The following is a 14,426-nucleotide window of genomic DNA, read 5'->3' on the forward strand; positions in this document are numbered from 1 at the left end:
AAGTCTCAGACAGTTGATGGCCCTGTTTGTGATCGGTGCTATAGCCGGCCTGAGCGTTTGTGCAGTCGGTGTGGGCGCATCATGCAGATCGCAGCACGCGGTCAGGGTGATCAAGGTGACCAATGCGTGAGCTGCTATAGAGGTCAGGTGGCTTCGTGTTCTGTATGTGGGCTCGAAAAGCCATGCAAGGGCGCGAAGAGCGGTCGACCGATTTGTGCTACATGTTCACCCAAGTCTCCCGTACCTCAGGTGCCGTGTGCCGAGTGCGGTCGTGTTCGGCCAGTCACAATTCGATGGCCGATTGGGCCTGTTTGTATTACTTGCTACAAGCGAATCCGCGGCAGGGCTGCAAAGTGCCCCGTGTGCCATAACATTCGCCCTCTGATCGGTAGCACCGATGGAAGTCAGCGGTGCTGCGGGCCTTGCGTTGGGGTCGACCTGACGTACACCTGCATCAACTGTGGTGCATGCGGTGATCTCTATCGACGTGGGGAGTGCGCCAGGTGTGTACTTCGGCGTGAGCTTAATGAGTATTTTGAGCCGAGTCGCAATACTCGGCTTGCTTCCTTAGTCTCCGAGCTCGAGACAGTAGAGAATCCGCGCACCGTTCTCTTCTGGCTCCGCTACCAGCAGGGTGGAGCGCATCTATTGAAGGAACTAATGAGTTCTGGACGTCCGCTCAGTCATGAGCTCCTTGACGAATTTCCGCATAGGCAGGCAGCCACACATTTGAGGCACATCTTGGTGCATATGGGCGCTCTTCCTGCTCGGGACGAGAATGTTGCCCGGACAGAGCAGTGGGTTGAGGACTTCCTGAGTGAAGCAGAGCACCATCGGGCCGTGGTCCAACCTTATGCTCTCTGGGTTGTTCTGCGTCGAGCGCGCCGCCGAGCTGAGACGCGCGGGCTCACTCGCGCCGGGGCCAATTATGCAAGGGCCCTAATTTCCACTGCTCTAGCTTTCTTGCGATGGCTTGACGAAGAGGGGACCAACCTTGAAGCGGTAACGCAAGGAGAAGTTGATCGATGGTTGTCCGAAGGTGCCACGTCGCGATATCGGATTGCGGATTTCTTGAACTGGGCTAGTACTCCAGCCGTAGATCGTGATCTTCATGGTTGGAGTGCCGCTTGCCTCCGGTAGTGGCACTGGCGTGCACGGGCTTGGTGCCGTCGTCGCCAGTGTGACCAGCGCAGTCGGTGCGCGAGGTCGTGGACGGGGCTGACCAGGGCCGCGAACAGGTGCTGGATCTCGTTGCCGGTCAAGGGGATCAGGCCGTCGGGGGTAGGTCGGTCGCGGCGTTCAGTGGCTGCGGTGATGGCGAGGAAGGCGTGGGCGAGCATCGCGAGGGTGACCCAGCGGTGCCAGGAGGTCCAGCGGCGGACCTGGTGCTCGTCCAGACCGGTCAGGCCCTTGCCGGCCTGGAACGTCTCCTCGACCGTCCAGCGCCGTCCGGCCACCCGCACCAGCTCGGACATCGGCACCGGGCGGGGTGAGAAGCAGCGGTAGAAGGCGAGTTCTCCGGTGAGGCGGTTGCAGCGGACCAGCAACCACCAGTGGCCGGGCCGACCAGCGGGGCCGTGGATAACGATCTGTGCCCAGTCGTAGTACCGCTCGCCCTTCGCGCCCGCTCCGGCCGACAGTCGCTGCCAGGCCCGCTTCGGGACCCGCGCGGCCAGGTTCTTGGCCTGAAACTTCCCGGCGTGCGTGACGACGGGGTGGGTGCTGGAGACGGCCAGGACATAGCCGGTCTGGCGATGTTCCAGGGCAGTCCGCAGGTGCGGGTTGTCTCCGTAGACCTCGTCTCCAGCGACCCAGCGCGCGGGAGTTCCCGCGTCCAGAGCTCGTTGGACCATGCGGGCGGCGAGTTGGGGTTTGGTGGCGAACGCCAGACCATCCGGGATGCCCGCACGCCGGCAGCGGTCCGGGTCCTCGGTCCACGAGCGCGGCACGTACAGGGCCCGGTCGATGGCAGCGTGTCCGCGGGAGGCCGAGTACACGAGATAGACGGCGACCTGGGCGTTCTCGATGCGGCCGGCCGTGCCGGTGTACTGGCGCTGGACGCCGACGGTCGCCGTGCCCTTCTTCAGATCGCCCGTCTCGTCGACCACGAGCACCGCCTCCGTGTCGTGCAGGTGCTCGACCACGTAGCCGCGTATGTCGTCACGGATCGCGTCGGCGTCCCATTTCGCGCGGTGGAGCAGGTGCTGCATACCGTCCGGGGTCGCGTCACCCGCGTGCTCGGCCAGGGTCCAGCAGTTCTTCCGCGGCAGGTCCGACAGAAGCCCGGAGACCAACCGCCGCACCCGGCGACGGGGCTCAACTCGGGCGAACCGGCCCGCGATCCGGCTCATCAGAGCCTCGAACGCCGCCTGCCAGTGGGCAGGTACTACGCTGGCGTCCGAGGCCGCCACGCGATCATTGGTTGTCCACACAACACCTAATGATCAACGGCGGCCTCACCTGCCTGGACGCCACCGGAACCAGTAGTCGAGACCCTCGACCCGGTAACGGGCGCCGGCGTCGAACCGCAGCTCGCCCACAAGCCGCCTCGCGCCGTCCGGCGCCTGGCGGTACGGAGCCAGTAGCAGGGCCAGCTCGTCGTAGCGGACGTCGGTCCCACCCTGGCCCGGATGGGTTTCCGACCCCACCGTCCCTGCTTCATAGCGCTCGTTCCACCTGGCGAAGATCGCCCACTGCTCGCGCTCCAGCTCCACCGCAGCATCGCTGGCGGGCCAGACGCGGTACTCGTCCGCTTCGTCGGCATCGTCCCAGTCGTAGCCCTGGAAATAGTGGGGCCTGCCGTCGACATCGGCCAGGCCGGCGCGTGGCCCGCTGCACCACTCCAACTCGACGTACACACGCTCGAAGCCGTCCGCCATCAGCTGCACTTCGTCCCAGGTCTCAGCCACACGCGCAGGCTACCGACGAGCGGCCTCCGCATCCATGATCGCGATCTACGGCTGGAGTACTAGGCGATGTCGACTTTGTTGTGACCTGAGTGTTCCAGCCCGGGCGTCTGGCGATCCTGTGAATTTCCATTCGGAAGAGGATCAGGTCAAGCTTCTGATTCGATGTGTTCAGGACACAGAGCTACCGATGGATGTTCGGGCAGCAGGCGCGTTGGTGCTGCTATATGGGGTTCCTGTCAGTCGCATTTCTCAATTAACCGTGGATCATCTCAATAAGCGGAGTGACGGTACCTATCTGACTCTTGGTGAGCATCCGGTATTGCTGCCCCCCGCCGTCGCGAAGCTGATCATTGAACAAGCATCTCGCATCCCAAGATCAGTAGTGAGTCGAAGCGACGCGGGAATGCACTGGCTATTCCCGGGAAATCTGGCTGGCAAGGCAATTGGCGCCACTCCATTGGCGCAGAGCCTCACAAATCATGGAATTGGTGTTCGTGCGGCCAAGAACACTGCGGTTCTGTCACTCGCATCTGATCTGCCAGCTCCTGTGCTCAGTCAGATCCTCGGGGTGCACATCAACACAGCCGTGCACTGGGTTAAGTACGTGAAGCGAGACTGGGCCAGCTACGTCGAGAGCCGCAGGCATACGGCACGTCGAGAATAAGTGGTCTCCGCCAGTATCCCCGCCGTGCCGGTCAGGTCCCCGTGATCTGGCAAGGGCGGTGGAGCCGGTCCCCGGCTCCACCGCCCTCGGTGTTTCCTGCCCTCTGCTGCCCGGTGCGTTCTCTGTTCTCGACGGGATCAGGACCGGCGTACCTGGCCCATGACCCTGGTGAACGTCACCGGGTCGTCCTCGAATCCCTGGACACCCTGGTGGAACGTCCAGCCGTCGGACTCGCGCACGAACTCCGCGACCGTCGCCGCCGTCGCGCCGAGCACACCACCGAACTCGTCCTCGTCCAGAACCGTGTAGCCCTCCCGTATCCGGAAGGCGGGGTTGAGGACGCTGACGAAGGTGCGGTGCGCCGGATGCTGCTGGATGACGACACCGACCACCACGCGCGCGTACCGCGCGTCCAGCCGCTCGAGCTCCAGCGTCATGACCTCGTCCCAGCCGAAGCCCTTGCCGTCCTTGCTGTCCCGGTTGAGATAGATCGTGCCGTCCGGCGAGCGGCTGTCGAAGTGCACCACATAGGCGGGCGCCCCGGACGGATCGCTCGCGAGGTACGTCGCGGCGACGATGTCCAGATCGGTGGCCGCCTGTCCCGCCGGACTCGGGTCCCACTTCAGCGCCATCTCGACCTTGCGGATCCCCTTGTTGATGCCGCTCACGGACGTCCCTCCCCGTTCACCGTCTGACCTCACCCCGAACTGCCCGATCATCAGGGCCGGTTGTCCATCCTGCCACGCGCGCGTGGCTCACGGCATGGCTGCTCTGCGCCAGAGAGTGACCGACGCCACGCCCTGTGGCCTTACCATGGCGCGGTGCTGGTCAAGTGGATTCGCTGCACCGTGGTGGACCGCCGCGGTTTCGAACGGGGGCAGCGAAAGTGGGCGGGGCTTCTGGGGGAGCCGGGATTTCGGGGACAGGGCGGGGGCTGGAGCAGGAGCCGGCCCTCCGTCGCGCATGTCTTCGCCTTCTGGGAGAGCCGTGCCTTCTACGACTCCTTCATGGCGCGTTCCCATGACCGGCTGGCCGCGGCCCAGGCGGGCACGTTCAAGGACGCCCAGGTACGGCTGTTCGACCACCGCTTCGACGTGAAGACCGGCTTCGAGCCCCGTTTCACCGACTCCGACCTGCTGCGCGTGGCCCTGTGCAGGGTCCACGAGGAGCGCGCCGAACACTTCACCCTGATGCAGGAGAAGGTGTGGAACCCGGCCATGGCCGGCTCGCCCGGCATGATCCGCGGGCTGTTCGCCGAGGCGCCCGGCCATGAGTTCATGGTCCTGTCGATGTGGCGTTCCGAGGCCGAGCACGGAAAGTACCGCACCGAACGCGTGGAGCGGCTCGCGCTGCGCGCCCAGACGGAGGCGGACATCGCCGCTCTCACCGGTGACATCATCGAACTGGAGACGACCTGGACCGTATGAGCACTGGTCCTGACCACTTGTGGTGGAAGATGTGCACTCCTGTGACTCATGGTGCTCGATCCGTGTGACCTACGCCGTATGGGCGCCGTACGAGTATTCGATCTGCCGCATCCCGATCTAGGGTTTTGGCATGGCACGACCACGGCGCATCGTCCTTGTCCGGCACGGGGAATCAACGGGCAATGTTGATGACACCGTCTACGAGCGTGAACCCGACCACGCGCTGGCCCTCACCGACCGAGGCCGGCGGCAGGCCGAGGAGACCGGCAAAAGGCTCCGGGAGGTACTCGGCGACGAGCCGGTCAGCGTGTACGTCTCCCCCTACCGCCGTACGCACGAGACCCTCCGGGCCTTCCATCTCGATCCCGACCGCATCAGGGTGCGGGAGGAGCCCCGGCTGCGTGAGCAGGACTGGGGGAACTGGCAGGACCGCGACGACGTACGGCTCCAGAAGGCCTACCGGGATGCCTACGGGCACTTCTTCTACCGTTTCGCGCAGGGTGAGAGCGGAGCCGATGTGTACGACCGGGTCGGCGGCTTCCTGGAGAGCCTGTTCCGCAGCTTCGAGGCCCCTGACCATCCGCCGAACGTGCTCATCGTGACCCACGGCCTCGCCATGCGGCTGTTCTGCATGCGCTGGTTCCACTGGACGGTCGCCGAGTTCGAGTCGCTGTCGAATCCGGGGAACGCCGAGATGCGCATGCTCGTTCTCGGGGACGACGGGAAGTACACCCTTGACCGGCCCTTCGACCGGTGGCGAGATCCTGAGTCCTACGGGGGTCACCGGATAGAGTGGCAGGGCGATGACCGCTGACTCCTCTCCCGACGGGCGCCTGGAGCGCGCTCTCGCCAGTCTGCGCGGACTCGCGGTGGGTGACGCCCTCGGGTCACAGTTCTTCGTGCCCGCGAACTACCCGCTGCTGAAGGACCGCGCCCTGCCGCCCGGCCCCTGGCAATGGACCGACGACACCGAGATGGCCTGCTCGGTGGTGGCCGTCCTGGCCACCCACCACCGTATCGACCAGGACGCCCTGGCCCGCTCCTTCGCGGAGCACCACGACTTCGACCGAGGCTACGGCCCCGCGGTCAACCGCCTGCTGCGGCTGGTTCGCGAGGGCGCCGACTGGCGCGAACTGTCGGCGGCCCTGTTCAAGGGACAGGGATCCTGGGGCAATGGCGCGGCGATGCGGATCGCCCCCCTGGGGGCCTGGTACGCGGACGACCCCGAGCAGGCCACCCATCAGGCCGAGATCTCCTCCTATCCCACGCATCAGCACCGGGAGGCCGTGGTCGGTGCCATGGCCGTCGCGGCGGCCGCCGCGCTGGTCGGCGCGCCCGGCGGCCCGCCCGGTCCCGGGGCGCTGTTGGACGGGGTCATCGCCCTGGTGCCCAAGAGCGCCGTCGGCGCCGGTCTGCGGCGCGCCAGGGACATGCTCGACTACCGCGACGCGGGCACGGTCGCGGCCGTGCTGGGCTGCGGACGGCGTACGTCCGCCCATGACACCGTTCCCTTCGCGCTCTGGTCGGCCGCGCGCGCCCTCGGCGACTACGAGACGGCGTTCTGGACGACCGCGCAGGTCGGCGGGGACGTCGACACCACCTGCGCCATCGTGGGCGGCGTGCTGGCCGCCGGGAAGACCGGCATGCCTCCGGCCACCTGGGCGGAACAGGTGGAGGCGCTGCCGGGGTGGGTCGCCACGCCCGTCTGACCGGTCGAGCGGGGGAGGTCCCCTGCGTTTCGTGTGGCGTCTCATGGCCGATTCAGGGGCGTTCAGCCCGGGACGGCTGTCTCCCGTGTTCCGGAGTGAAGACTCTGCGTGTCCGTCGGGAACTCTGCGTAATCACTCGGGCGTTGTCCTGTCATCCGCTGTGCGGTGTGTGAAGGCACGGGCGGGTGACGGGGAGCGGCTGTTCAGGGGGTGGTGGTCATGTGGTTCAGCGTGTTCGCGCTGACGGCCGGGTCGGTGTTGTGGGCCGTCGGCGCACTGCGGATGGCCGTGGCACCGCCCCTGCGGGCCGCGCTCGGGGCGACGCCGGGCCATCCGCGCGCTTCACCCCGCCGTGGGCCCCGCCGTCCCGGACAGGGCGTCCAGATCGCTCTTGCGGACCCTGATCACGAACCAGGCCGTGACCAGGGCCATGGAGGCTATCGCGGCGGCCGGGACGAAGGCGGTGGAGATGCCGTGGGCGAGGACCTCGTGTCCCCAGGGGGCGGGCAGTTGATGCGTCTTGGCGAACTCGGCCTTCTGCTCGGCCGTTCCGTCGGCGAGGAAGCCCGGCAGCTGCTTCTCCGCCTCGTCCTTGCTGGCCGAGCCGAAGACCGTGGTCAGGATCGCCAGCCCGAGCGAACCTCCCACCTGCTGGGTGGCATTGAGCAGTCCGGACGCGGCGCCGGCTTCGTGCGGGGCGACGCCGGAGACGGCGGTGACCGTCGCCGTCACGAAGTTCAGGCCCATGCCGAAGCCGAACACCAGCATGGGGCCGAGCACTCCGCTCAGGTAGGAGCTGTCGGGGTTGATGAACGTCAGCCAGGAGAGGCCGGTCACGACCAGCGTGGCCCCGGCGAGCATGAACGGCTTGGGTCCCAGGGTGGGCAGGAAGCGCTGGGACAGTCCCGCGCCGACCGCGATCGCGGCTGTGATGGGCAGGAAGGCGAGCCCGGCGCTGATCGGGCTGTAGCCGAGCACGTTCTGCACGAAGAGGACGATGTAGAAGAACATGCCGAACATCGCCGCGGCCAGGCTCAGCATGATCAGGTACGTGCCGGAGCGGTTGCGGTCGGCGAACATCTTCAGCGGAGTGATCGGCTCTTTGGCCCGCATCTCGGTGAACACGAAGGCCAGCAGCAGGACCAGCGCGGCACCGAAGGCCACGAGCGTCAGACCGTCCCGCCAGCCTTCGCCGGCAGCCCGGATGAACGCGTAGACCAGGGAGGCCATACCGGCCGTCGAGGTCACCGCGCCCGCGATGTCGAAGCGCCCCGGATGCCGCTCCGACTCGTTGATGTAGAGCGGTGCGAGGGAGGCGATGAGCACGCCGATGGGCACGTTGACGAAGAGCACCCACCGCCAGTCCAGCCATTCGGTGAGCATGCCGCCCGCGAGCAGGCCTATGGCACCGCCGCCCGCGGAGACGGCGGCGAAGACACCGAAGGCCCGGTTGCGTTCCGGGCCTTCGGGAAACGTGGTGGTGATGAGTGCCAGCGCGGTGGGCGAGGCGATGGCGCCTCCCATCCCCTGCAGGGCTCGCGCCGCCAGCAACTGCCAGGGCTCCTGAGCCAGTCCGCCGAGCAGCGAGGCGAAGGTGAAGAGCAGGATTCCGGTCATGAACACCCTGCGTCGGCCGAGGATGTCACCTGCTCGGGCGCCGAGCAGGAGCAGACCGCCGAAGGTGAGTGTGTAGGCGCTGACGACCCAGGTGAGGTCGGTGGTGCTGAATTTCAGCGCGTCTTGAATGTGCGGGAGTGCGATGTTCACAATCGTCGCGTCGAGTACCACCATGAGCTGGCAGGCCGCGATGACGGTGAGCGCGATGCCGGGATGCCCGTCCCGGCGGGCCGCACCCGGTTTCTGGTCCTGAATCAACTGAGAGGTTGTCACTATGGGTCCCCCACAACTGCTTTAGTGAACGCTGGCGTTCACTCTCGCGTCCACGGTAGTGAGTCCCCAGTAGTGAACGCAAGCGTTCACTTTTAGGGTGCCCGTCGGCACGTCCCCCCGCTGTCGCCGCGGCCGCACCCCGCACCGCTTCGAACTCCCCGCCCCCTCTGCTCGCCTGGAGACACTCGGATGGTTACTTCGCGCTGGACGGCCGCACCTGCCCGGACGGCCTCCCCTCGCCGGCGTGGCGCCGTGCTCGAACGCGCGATTCTCGATGCCGCGCTGGAACAACTCGGCACCGTCGGCTGGAACGGCCTCACGATGGAGGGAGTCGCCGCCGGGGCCCAGACCGGAAAGGCGGCCGTCTACCGTCGCTGGCCCTCCAAGGAGGATCTCGTCGCGGACGCGCTGAGTGCCGAGCTGCCCCCGTTGGATGCGGCGCCCGACCTCGGGAATGTGCGCGAGGACCTGGTGGCGCTGTGCCGGACGGCGCGTGACGCGATGTTCTCGCGGCCTGGCTTCGCGCTGCGGGCGATCATTCACGAATGCGATCCATCGCAGTCGGAGCGGTTCCAGGCCCTGATCGTCCAGGGGGTCGTGGAGCCGGCCGTCAGGATGCTTCATGAGGTCATCACGCGTGGAATCGAGCGGGGAGAGGTACGGGCCGGAGCTGCGAACAGCTATGTCTTCGACGCCATTCCGGCCATGATGATGTACCGATCCAAGGTGTGCGGAAGTGAATGGAGTGATCAGGATCTCGAAGAGATGATTGACCGGCTCATGCTTCCGCTGCTGCGTCCGGAAGCCTCCTGACCGCGGTGGGGACGGGCCTGTCGGGGACGGACGGGCGGTCGCGGCCAACCGGGGTGTCGCGAGGGGATCTCGGCGGCGTACGCTAAGGGCGCCATGCCGTACGAACCACCCACCCACACCGTCGAGCGCTCCCTCCGCGCAACGACCGGAGCGAAGGTCATTGCCGGTGTCGACGAGGTGGGCCGCGGCGCCTGGGCCGGCCCCGTCACCGTCTGCGCGGCGGTCACCGGACTGCGTCGCCCGCCCGCAGGTCTCACCGACTCCAAGCTGCTCACCCTCAAACGGCGCACCGAGCTGGCCGAGGTGCTGCGGACGTGGGTGACGTCCTACGCCCTGGGGCACGCCTCCCCGGAGGAGATCGACGACCTGGGGATGACGGCCGCGCTGCGGCTCGCCGCAGGGCGGGCGCTGGAGGCGCTGCCGGTCCGGCCGGACGCGGTGATCCTCGACGGGAAGCACGACTACCTCGGCGCCCCGTGGCGGGTCCGCACGGTCATCAAGGGCGACCGTTCGTGCGTGGCGGTCGCGGCGGCCTCGGTGATCGCCAAGGTTCAGCGCGACAAAATGATGGCCGAACTGGGTGTCGAGCATGCACACTTCGGTTTTGCGGACAATGCCGGGTATCCGTCGCCCGTGCACAAGGCCGCACTGGAGGAGCGGGGCCCCACCCCGTACCACCGGTTGTCGTGGGCGTATCTTGATGCGCTGCCCCAGTGGCGGCACCTCAAGAAGGCCCGCAGCTGGGCGGACGGAAGCGTTCCGGAGATCGAGGGTCAGCTCGGCTTCGACTTCTGACGATTCCGCTCGCACTGATGTGCCACCCACCGGCGCGAGCCGCACCAACGTTTGATAAAAATCAGCCCATGCCTCTCATTCCCGAGGAGCCTCAGATTCACGAGAGTGCCCAGGGTCCCCGCGCCACTCCGGCCAGCGGCCGTACAGCGCCGACCCCTCGACCCGTACCCGGCCCCCGTCCCGCGGCTCCGTCGCGTCCCGGTCGTCCCGGCCCCCTTCGGCCCGCGCCGCCGGTGCAGCGCACCCCGCGTGACACCGCCCCCAAGCCCGGGCCCTCGGCCCCGGCCGCTCCCGCGCCCGCTTCGGCGACTCCCCAGATCCAGCTGATCCCGGCCTCGGCCCAGGGTGCCCTGGACGCCGCAGAGGAGGCCGTGGACCTGCTCCTGGACTCGGGACGCGCCCCAGGTGACGTACTGGTGATCACCACCGGTGAACAGCACCCCTGGGCCGTCCATGAACTCTCCTTCGGCGAGGCGTCCTACTGGGCGCAGCACGACGCCGGGGACGACGTCTTCTACACCGATGGCGCCGCTGCGGGCCGTGCGGGCGTGCGGCCCGTCGTCGTGGTCGCCGTCAACGGTGGCCCGGAGTCCGCTGCGGCGGCTCTGCCGACGGCTCGTTCCCGGGCCGGCTCGCTGCTGATCGTCTGCGGAGACCCGCAGCAGATCAACGCGGTGCTCGGCGCAGGAGTCTGAGCCGAACCCGGTGGACCAGGAGGCGCCGGGGCCGGGCAGGCCCCGCTGCCGCGGCACCTCCACGGTGTGCTTTCGCGTGCGCGGACGACGCGAGTCTCGGCGCGCGCCTCGGCATGCCCGGAATCCGGCCGTCGGGTGTGACCGCCGCCCGGCGGCAGCCTCGGTGGACGGCGGGGGCCTCGGTGGGCGCTCGCCTCGCCCCGCGGGCCTGAGGTCCGCCGGGGCCCCACGGGTCACCTGACGACATGGGACGCGGTGCGGCGGGCCGCTCCAGCGGCCGGATGCCGTTCAGGCCGGCGGCTGAGCAGCGGCATGCAGGAGGCCCACCGAGGCGGGTCCGGAGGCCGTCCGGGGCGTCGTACCCCTTGATCCGCTCAGCGGGCGGCCGCGCGCCGCAGGACCTCCGACATGGCGCCACCGGTGCGCGGCAACGGCGGCGGCGCCTCGGACAGGCCGAAGGGCTCCGGGGCGGAATCCGTGTTGGGGCGGCGACCTCCACGCCCCTCGCCGAGCACCTGCCAGCCGTCCCGGGTCAGCGTGATGTACGCCCCGCAGCGCAGCCCGTGCAGGGTGCAGGCGTCACGCAGGCCCCACATCCACGCTCCGTCCTCTTCCGTCCAGCGCGCGTCGCCCTCACGGCAGTAGAGCAGCACCGCGGTCCGCACCGGCGTACGCCGCCGCAGGTCGTGCGGGATGACCCGGCGCAGCTGGGCCAGCAGCGCGTTACGGAACATCCACCCGTCGGCGGGTACCTGACGTCGGGTGAACGACGCACTGGCGCACACCCGTTCGTCGGGATCGAGCACGGCCACGATCGCGGTGGCCGGCCCGGGCCGGTGCCGCGAGTGCAGCCCGCTGACCACTTCGCGCGGGTTGCGCAGCAAAGGGATACCGGCCGCGGACCACTCCGCGGGCTCGAGCAAACGATGGGCGGAAGCGGCGGACGTGGACGACGACAACGATGCTGCCGAGGACGGAGCGAATCCGAGGGTCACGATCCTCCCTTCGGCTACGGCCCACACTGCGGGCGGGTCGGATTGGGGGGAGCGCACGCCGCAGCAGAGCCCTACCGGACTACGGGCCAGCCGTGCGGGGAGCGGACCTCAATTCTTCCTGTCGAACTTGGATGCGGCAACGAGCAATTGGGGCCACAGACCGTTATAGGGCAGTGTGTGTCTTATATCCCTACCCAGTGATTCATGGGCGGACGCGGGGGACGGCTGTACACATCCCTTCCGCACCCGGTGCGTGATCAACCTTGTACAGCCAGCACCAGAGGCAACACCCCTTGGGCGCCAGAGCGCCGCAACATGCGCGCCGCGACCGCCAGGGTCCACCCGGTCTCGGTGAAGTCGTCCACGAGCAGAACCGGCCCCCGGGCCTCGGCCAGCGCCGAAGCGAGGGCGGGCGGCACCTCCAACAGACCGTGGAGGGCCTTCAGGCGTTGGGCGCTGTTGCTGCGTGAGACCGGTGCCGCGTCGGCCGCGTACTCCACCGCTCCCAGCAGGGGCAGCCGCCCGACCTCGGCGATCCGCGCACCCAGCGACCGGATCAGCCGCGGCCGCGTGCGGGAGGCGACGGTGACCACGCCGACCGGGCGCGCAACGGCGTCGGAGGCTCCCGAAGCCCAACCGCCGGGCCCTTTCGCCCAGTCGGCCAGTACGCCCACCACCGCCGTGGCCACATCGTCCGGTACCGGGCCGTCAGGTGCCTGCGCGGCGAGCAGCGGACGGAGCCTATTGCCCCAGCCGATGTCCGAGAGGCGGCCCAGAGCGCGTCCCGGCTGCGCCTGTTCTCCGGCCGGAATGCGCCCCTTGAGATCCATGCCGATCGAGGGAAGGCCGGTCGGCCACATCCGGCGCGGCTCGACCTCGACCCCCGCCCGCCCCAGATCCACGCGCGCGGCGTCCAGGGCGGCCGTGGACGTCTCCGCGGCGTAGCGAGCCCCCGCGCAGTTGTCGCACCGTCCGCACGGCTTGGCGTCCTCGTCGTCGAGCTGACGCTGGAGGAACTCCATCCGGCAATCGGTCGTCGACGCGTACCCGCGCATCGCCTCCTGTTCGGCCCTGCGCTGCCGCGCGACCCACTCGTACCGCTCGGTCTCGTACGTCCACGGGCGGCCGGTCGCCGTCCAGCCGCCCTTGACCCGCTTCACCGCGCCGTCCACGTCCAGCACCTTGAGCATGATCTCCAGCCGTGAGCGGCGCAGCTCGACCAGCGGCTCCAGCGCGGGCAGCGACAGGGGCCGCTCCGCGCGCGCGAGGACGTCCAGCGTGCGGCGCACCAGTTCCTCGGACGGGAAGGCCAGCGAGGCGAAGTACTCCCAGATCGCCTCGTCCTCCTTGCCCGGCAGCAGGAGCACCTCGGCGTGCTCGACGCCACGGCCGGCGCGGCCCACCTGCTGGTAGTAGGCGATGGGTGAGGAGGGCGAGCCGAGGTGCACGACGAAGCCCAGGTCGGGCTTGTCGAAGCCCATTCCGAGCGCGGACGTGGCGACCAGGGCCTTGACCTTGTTGGCCAGCAGGTCCTCCTCGGCCTGTTGCCGGTCGGCGTTCTCCGTCCGGCCCGTGTACGAGGCGACGACGTGCCCGCGCTGCCGCAGGAAGGCGGTGACCTCCTCGGCGGCGGCCACGGTGAGCGTGTAGATGATTCCGGAGCCCGGCAGTTCGTCGAGATGGTCGGCGAGCCAGGCCATCCGGTGTGCGGCGTCGGGGAGGCGCAGCACGCTCAGGCTGAGGCTCTCGCGGTCCAGCGGGCCGCGCAGCACCAGGGCGTCCGACGAACCGCCCGTTCCCAGCTGTTCGGCGACGTCGGCGGTCACGCGCGCGTTGGCCGTCGCGGTCGTCGCGAGCACCGGCACCCCGGGAGGGAGATCGGTGAGCATCGTCCGCAGCCGGCGGTAGTCCGGCCGGAAGTCGTGCCCCCAGTCGGAGATGCAGTGCGCCTCGTCCACCACGAGCAGTCCGGTCGCGGCCGCCAGTTCGGGCAGCACCTGGTCGCGGAAGTCCGGGTTGTTGAGCCGCTCCGGACTGACCAGCAGGACATCGACCTCGCCCGAGGCGATCTCGGCCTGGACGGTCTCCCACTCCTCCGTGTTCGAGGAGTTGATGGTCCGTGCGTGGATACCGGCCCTGGCCGCGGCCTCGACCTGGTTGCGCATCAGGGCGAGCAGCGGCGAGACGATCACGGTGGGGCCGGAGCCACGGGCGCGCAGCAGTGAGGTCGCCACGAAGTAGACCGCGGACTTCCCCCATCCCGTCCGCTGCACCACCAGGGCCCGCCGCCGGTCGGCGACCAGCGCCTCGATGGCCCGCCACTGGTCCTCGCGCAGCCTGGCCGCGCCCGTGGCGTCGCCGACGAGGCGGGCGAGAACGGCGTCGGCGTCCGCCCGGAGATCCGCGTTGCTCGTGTGCTCCATGCCTCCCATACAACAGGACGGCTCTGACAGACCGGGCCCGGGCGGTGCCCGAAACACCCGATTGATGTGTACCTGATCGGACTTATCCACAGGTCGAAGCGGAGGA

At 68.5% G+C, this 14,426-nt stretch carries 13 protein-coding genes; 7 read left to right on the forward strand and 6 right to left on the reverse strand.

All coding sequences use genetic code 11. The features are described from left to right. Positions 1-1,109: 1,109 nt before the first annotated feature. Together AQJ64_RS00005 and AQJ64_RS00010 are read right to left on the reverse strand one after the other, a co-directional pair. Entirely contained in the window at positions 1,110-2,351 is a 1,242-nt protein-coding gene (locus AQJ64_RS00005) for an IS701 family transposase (RefSeq protein WP_055638935.1), read from the reverse strand. 105 nt (positions 2,352-2,456) lie between these two features. After that, positions 2,457-2,909 (reverse strand): hypothetical protein, encoded by a 453-nt coding sequence (locus AQJ64_RS00010; protein WP_055638934.1) that lies wholly within the window; start codon positions 2,907-2,909, stop codon positions 2,457-2,459. 34 nt (positions 2,910-2,943) lie between these two features. Between AQJ64_RS00010 and AQJ64_RS48840 the strand changes: the two genes are divergently transcribed. Continuing rightward, positions 2,944-3,573, forward strand: coding sequence for a hypothetical protein (locus tag AQJ64_RS48840; RefSeq protein WP_157881203.1), 630 nt, complete (start codon positions 2,944-2,946; stop codon positions 3,571-3,573). 137 nt (positions 3,574-3,710) lie between these two features. On the opposite strand, the gene AQJ64_RS00015 is transcribed toward AQJ64_RS48840, so the two are convergent. Continuing rightward, the gene (locus tag AQJ64_RS00015) at positions 3,711-4,241 is read right to left on the reverse strand and encodes a TerD family protein (RefSeq protein WP_055638933.1); all 531 of its coding nucleotides are present in this window, start codon (positions 4,239-4,241) and stop codon (positions 3,711-3,713) included. Positions 4,242-4,394: 153 nt separating this feature from the next. On the opposite strand from AQJ64_RS00015, the gene AQJ64_RS00020 reads away from it, so the two are divergent. The 3 genes from AQJ64_RS00020 (at position 4,395) to AQJ64_RS00030 (ending at position 6,709) form a co-directional block, all read left to right on the forward strand. Next, positions 4,395-5,000 carry a YdbC family protein gene (locus AQJ64_RS00020; protein ID WP_059202291.1) on the forward strand — a complete coding sequence of 202 codons (606 nt, stop codon included), beginning with the start codon at positions 4,395-4,397 and terminating at the stop codon, positions 4,998-5,000. Positions 5,001-5,130: 130 nt separating this feature from the next. Then, positions 5,131-5,814: a histidine phosphatase family protein gene (locus AQJ64_RS00025; RefSeq protein ID WP_055636198.1), complete on the forward strand. Its 684-nt coding sequence runs from the start codon at positions 5,131-5,133 to the stop codon at positions 5,812-5,814. Next, positions 5,804-6,709 carry an ADP-ribosylglycohydrolase family protein gene (locus AQJ64_RS00030; RefSeq protein ID WP_055636197.1) on the forward strand — a complete coding sequence of 302 codons (906 nt, stop codon included), beginning with the start codon at positions 5,804-5,806 and terminating at the stop codon, positions 6,707-6,709. The genes AQJ64_RS00025 and AQJ64_RS00030 overlap by 11 nt, the downstream gene beginning before the upstream one ends. 342 nt (positions 6,710-7,051) lie before the next feature. Here the strand turns inward: AQJ64_RS00030 and AQJ64_RS00035 are convergent, their stop codons facing one another. Then, positions 7,052-8,599: an MFS transporter gene (locus AQJ64_RS00035; protein ID WP_055636196.1), complete on the reverse strand. Its 1,548-nt coding sequence runs from the start codon at positions 8,597-8,599 to the stop codon at positions 7,052-7,054. A gap of 189 nt (positions 8,600-8,788) precedes the next feature. On the opposite strand from AQJ64_RS00035, the gene AQJ64_RS00040 reads away from it, so the two are divergent. The 3 genes from AQJ64_RS00040 to AQJ64_RS00050 all read left to right on the forward strand — a co-directional run bounded on the left by AQJ64_RS00040 (position 8,789) and on the right by AQJ64_RS00050 (position 10,902). After that, positions 8,789-9,412, forward strand: a complete 624-nt coding sequence (locus AQJ64_RS00040; protein WP_055636195.1) for a TetR/AcrR family transcriptional regulator — start codon at positions 8,789-8,791, stop codon at positions 9,410-9,412. A gap of 93 nt (positions 9,413-9,505) precedes the next feature. Continuing rightward, on the forward strand, positions 9,506-10,207 hold the full coding sequence (locus AQJ64_RS00045; RefSeq protein WP_055636194.1) for a ribonuclease HII: 702 nt from the start codon (positions 9,506-9,508) through the stop codon (positions 10,205-10,207). Between the two features lie 68 nt (positions 10,208-10,275). Continuing rightward, positions 10,276-10,902: a hypothetical protein gene (locus AQJ64_RS00050; protein WP_079061378.1), complete on the forward strand. Its 627-nt coding sequence runs from the start codon at positions 10,276-10,278 to the stop codon at positions 10,900-10,902. 374 nt (positions 10,903-11,276) lie between these two features. Here the strand turns inward: AQJ64_RS00050 and AQJ64_RS00055 are convergent, their stop codons facing one another. Both AQJ64_RS00055 and AQJ64_RS00060 read right to left on the reverse strand, forming a co-directional pair. Next, positions 11,277-11,897 carry a hypothetical protein gene (locus AQJ64_RS00055; protein WP_055636192.1) on the reverse strand — a complete coding sequence of 207 codons (621 nt, stop codon included), beginning with the start codon at positions 11,895-11,897 and terminating at the stop codon, positions 11,277-11,279. A gap of 257 nt (positions 11,898-12,154) precedes the next feature. Next, positions 12,155-14,320 carry a RecQ family ATP-dependent DNA helicase gene (locus tag AQJ64_RS00060; RefSeq protein WP_055636191.1) on the reverse strand — a complete coding sequence of 722 codons (2,166 nt, stop codon included), beginning with the start codon at positions 14,318-14,320 and terminating at the stop codon, positions 12,155-12,157. Positions 14,321-14,426 lie beyond the last annotated feature (106 nt).

Source organism: Streptomyces griseoruber (assembly GCF_001514205.1).
Lineage (GTDB): Bacteria > Actinomycetota > Actinomycetes > Streptomycetales > Streptomycetaceae > Streptomyces > Streptomyces griseoruber.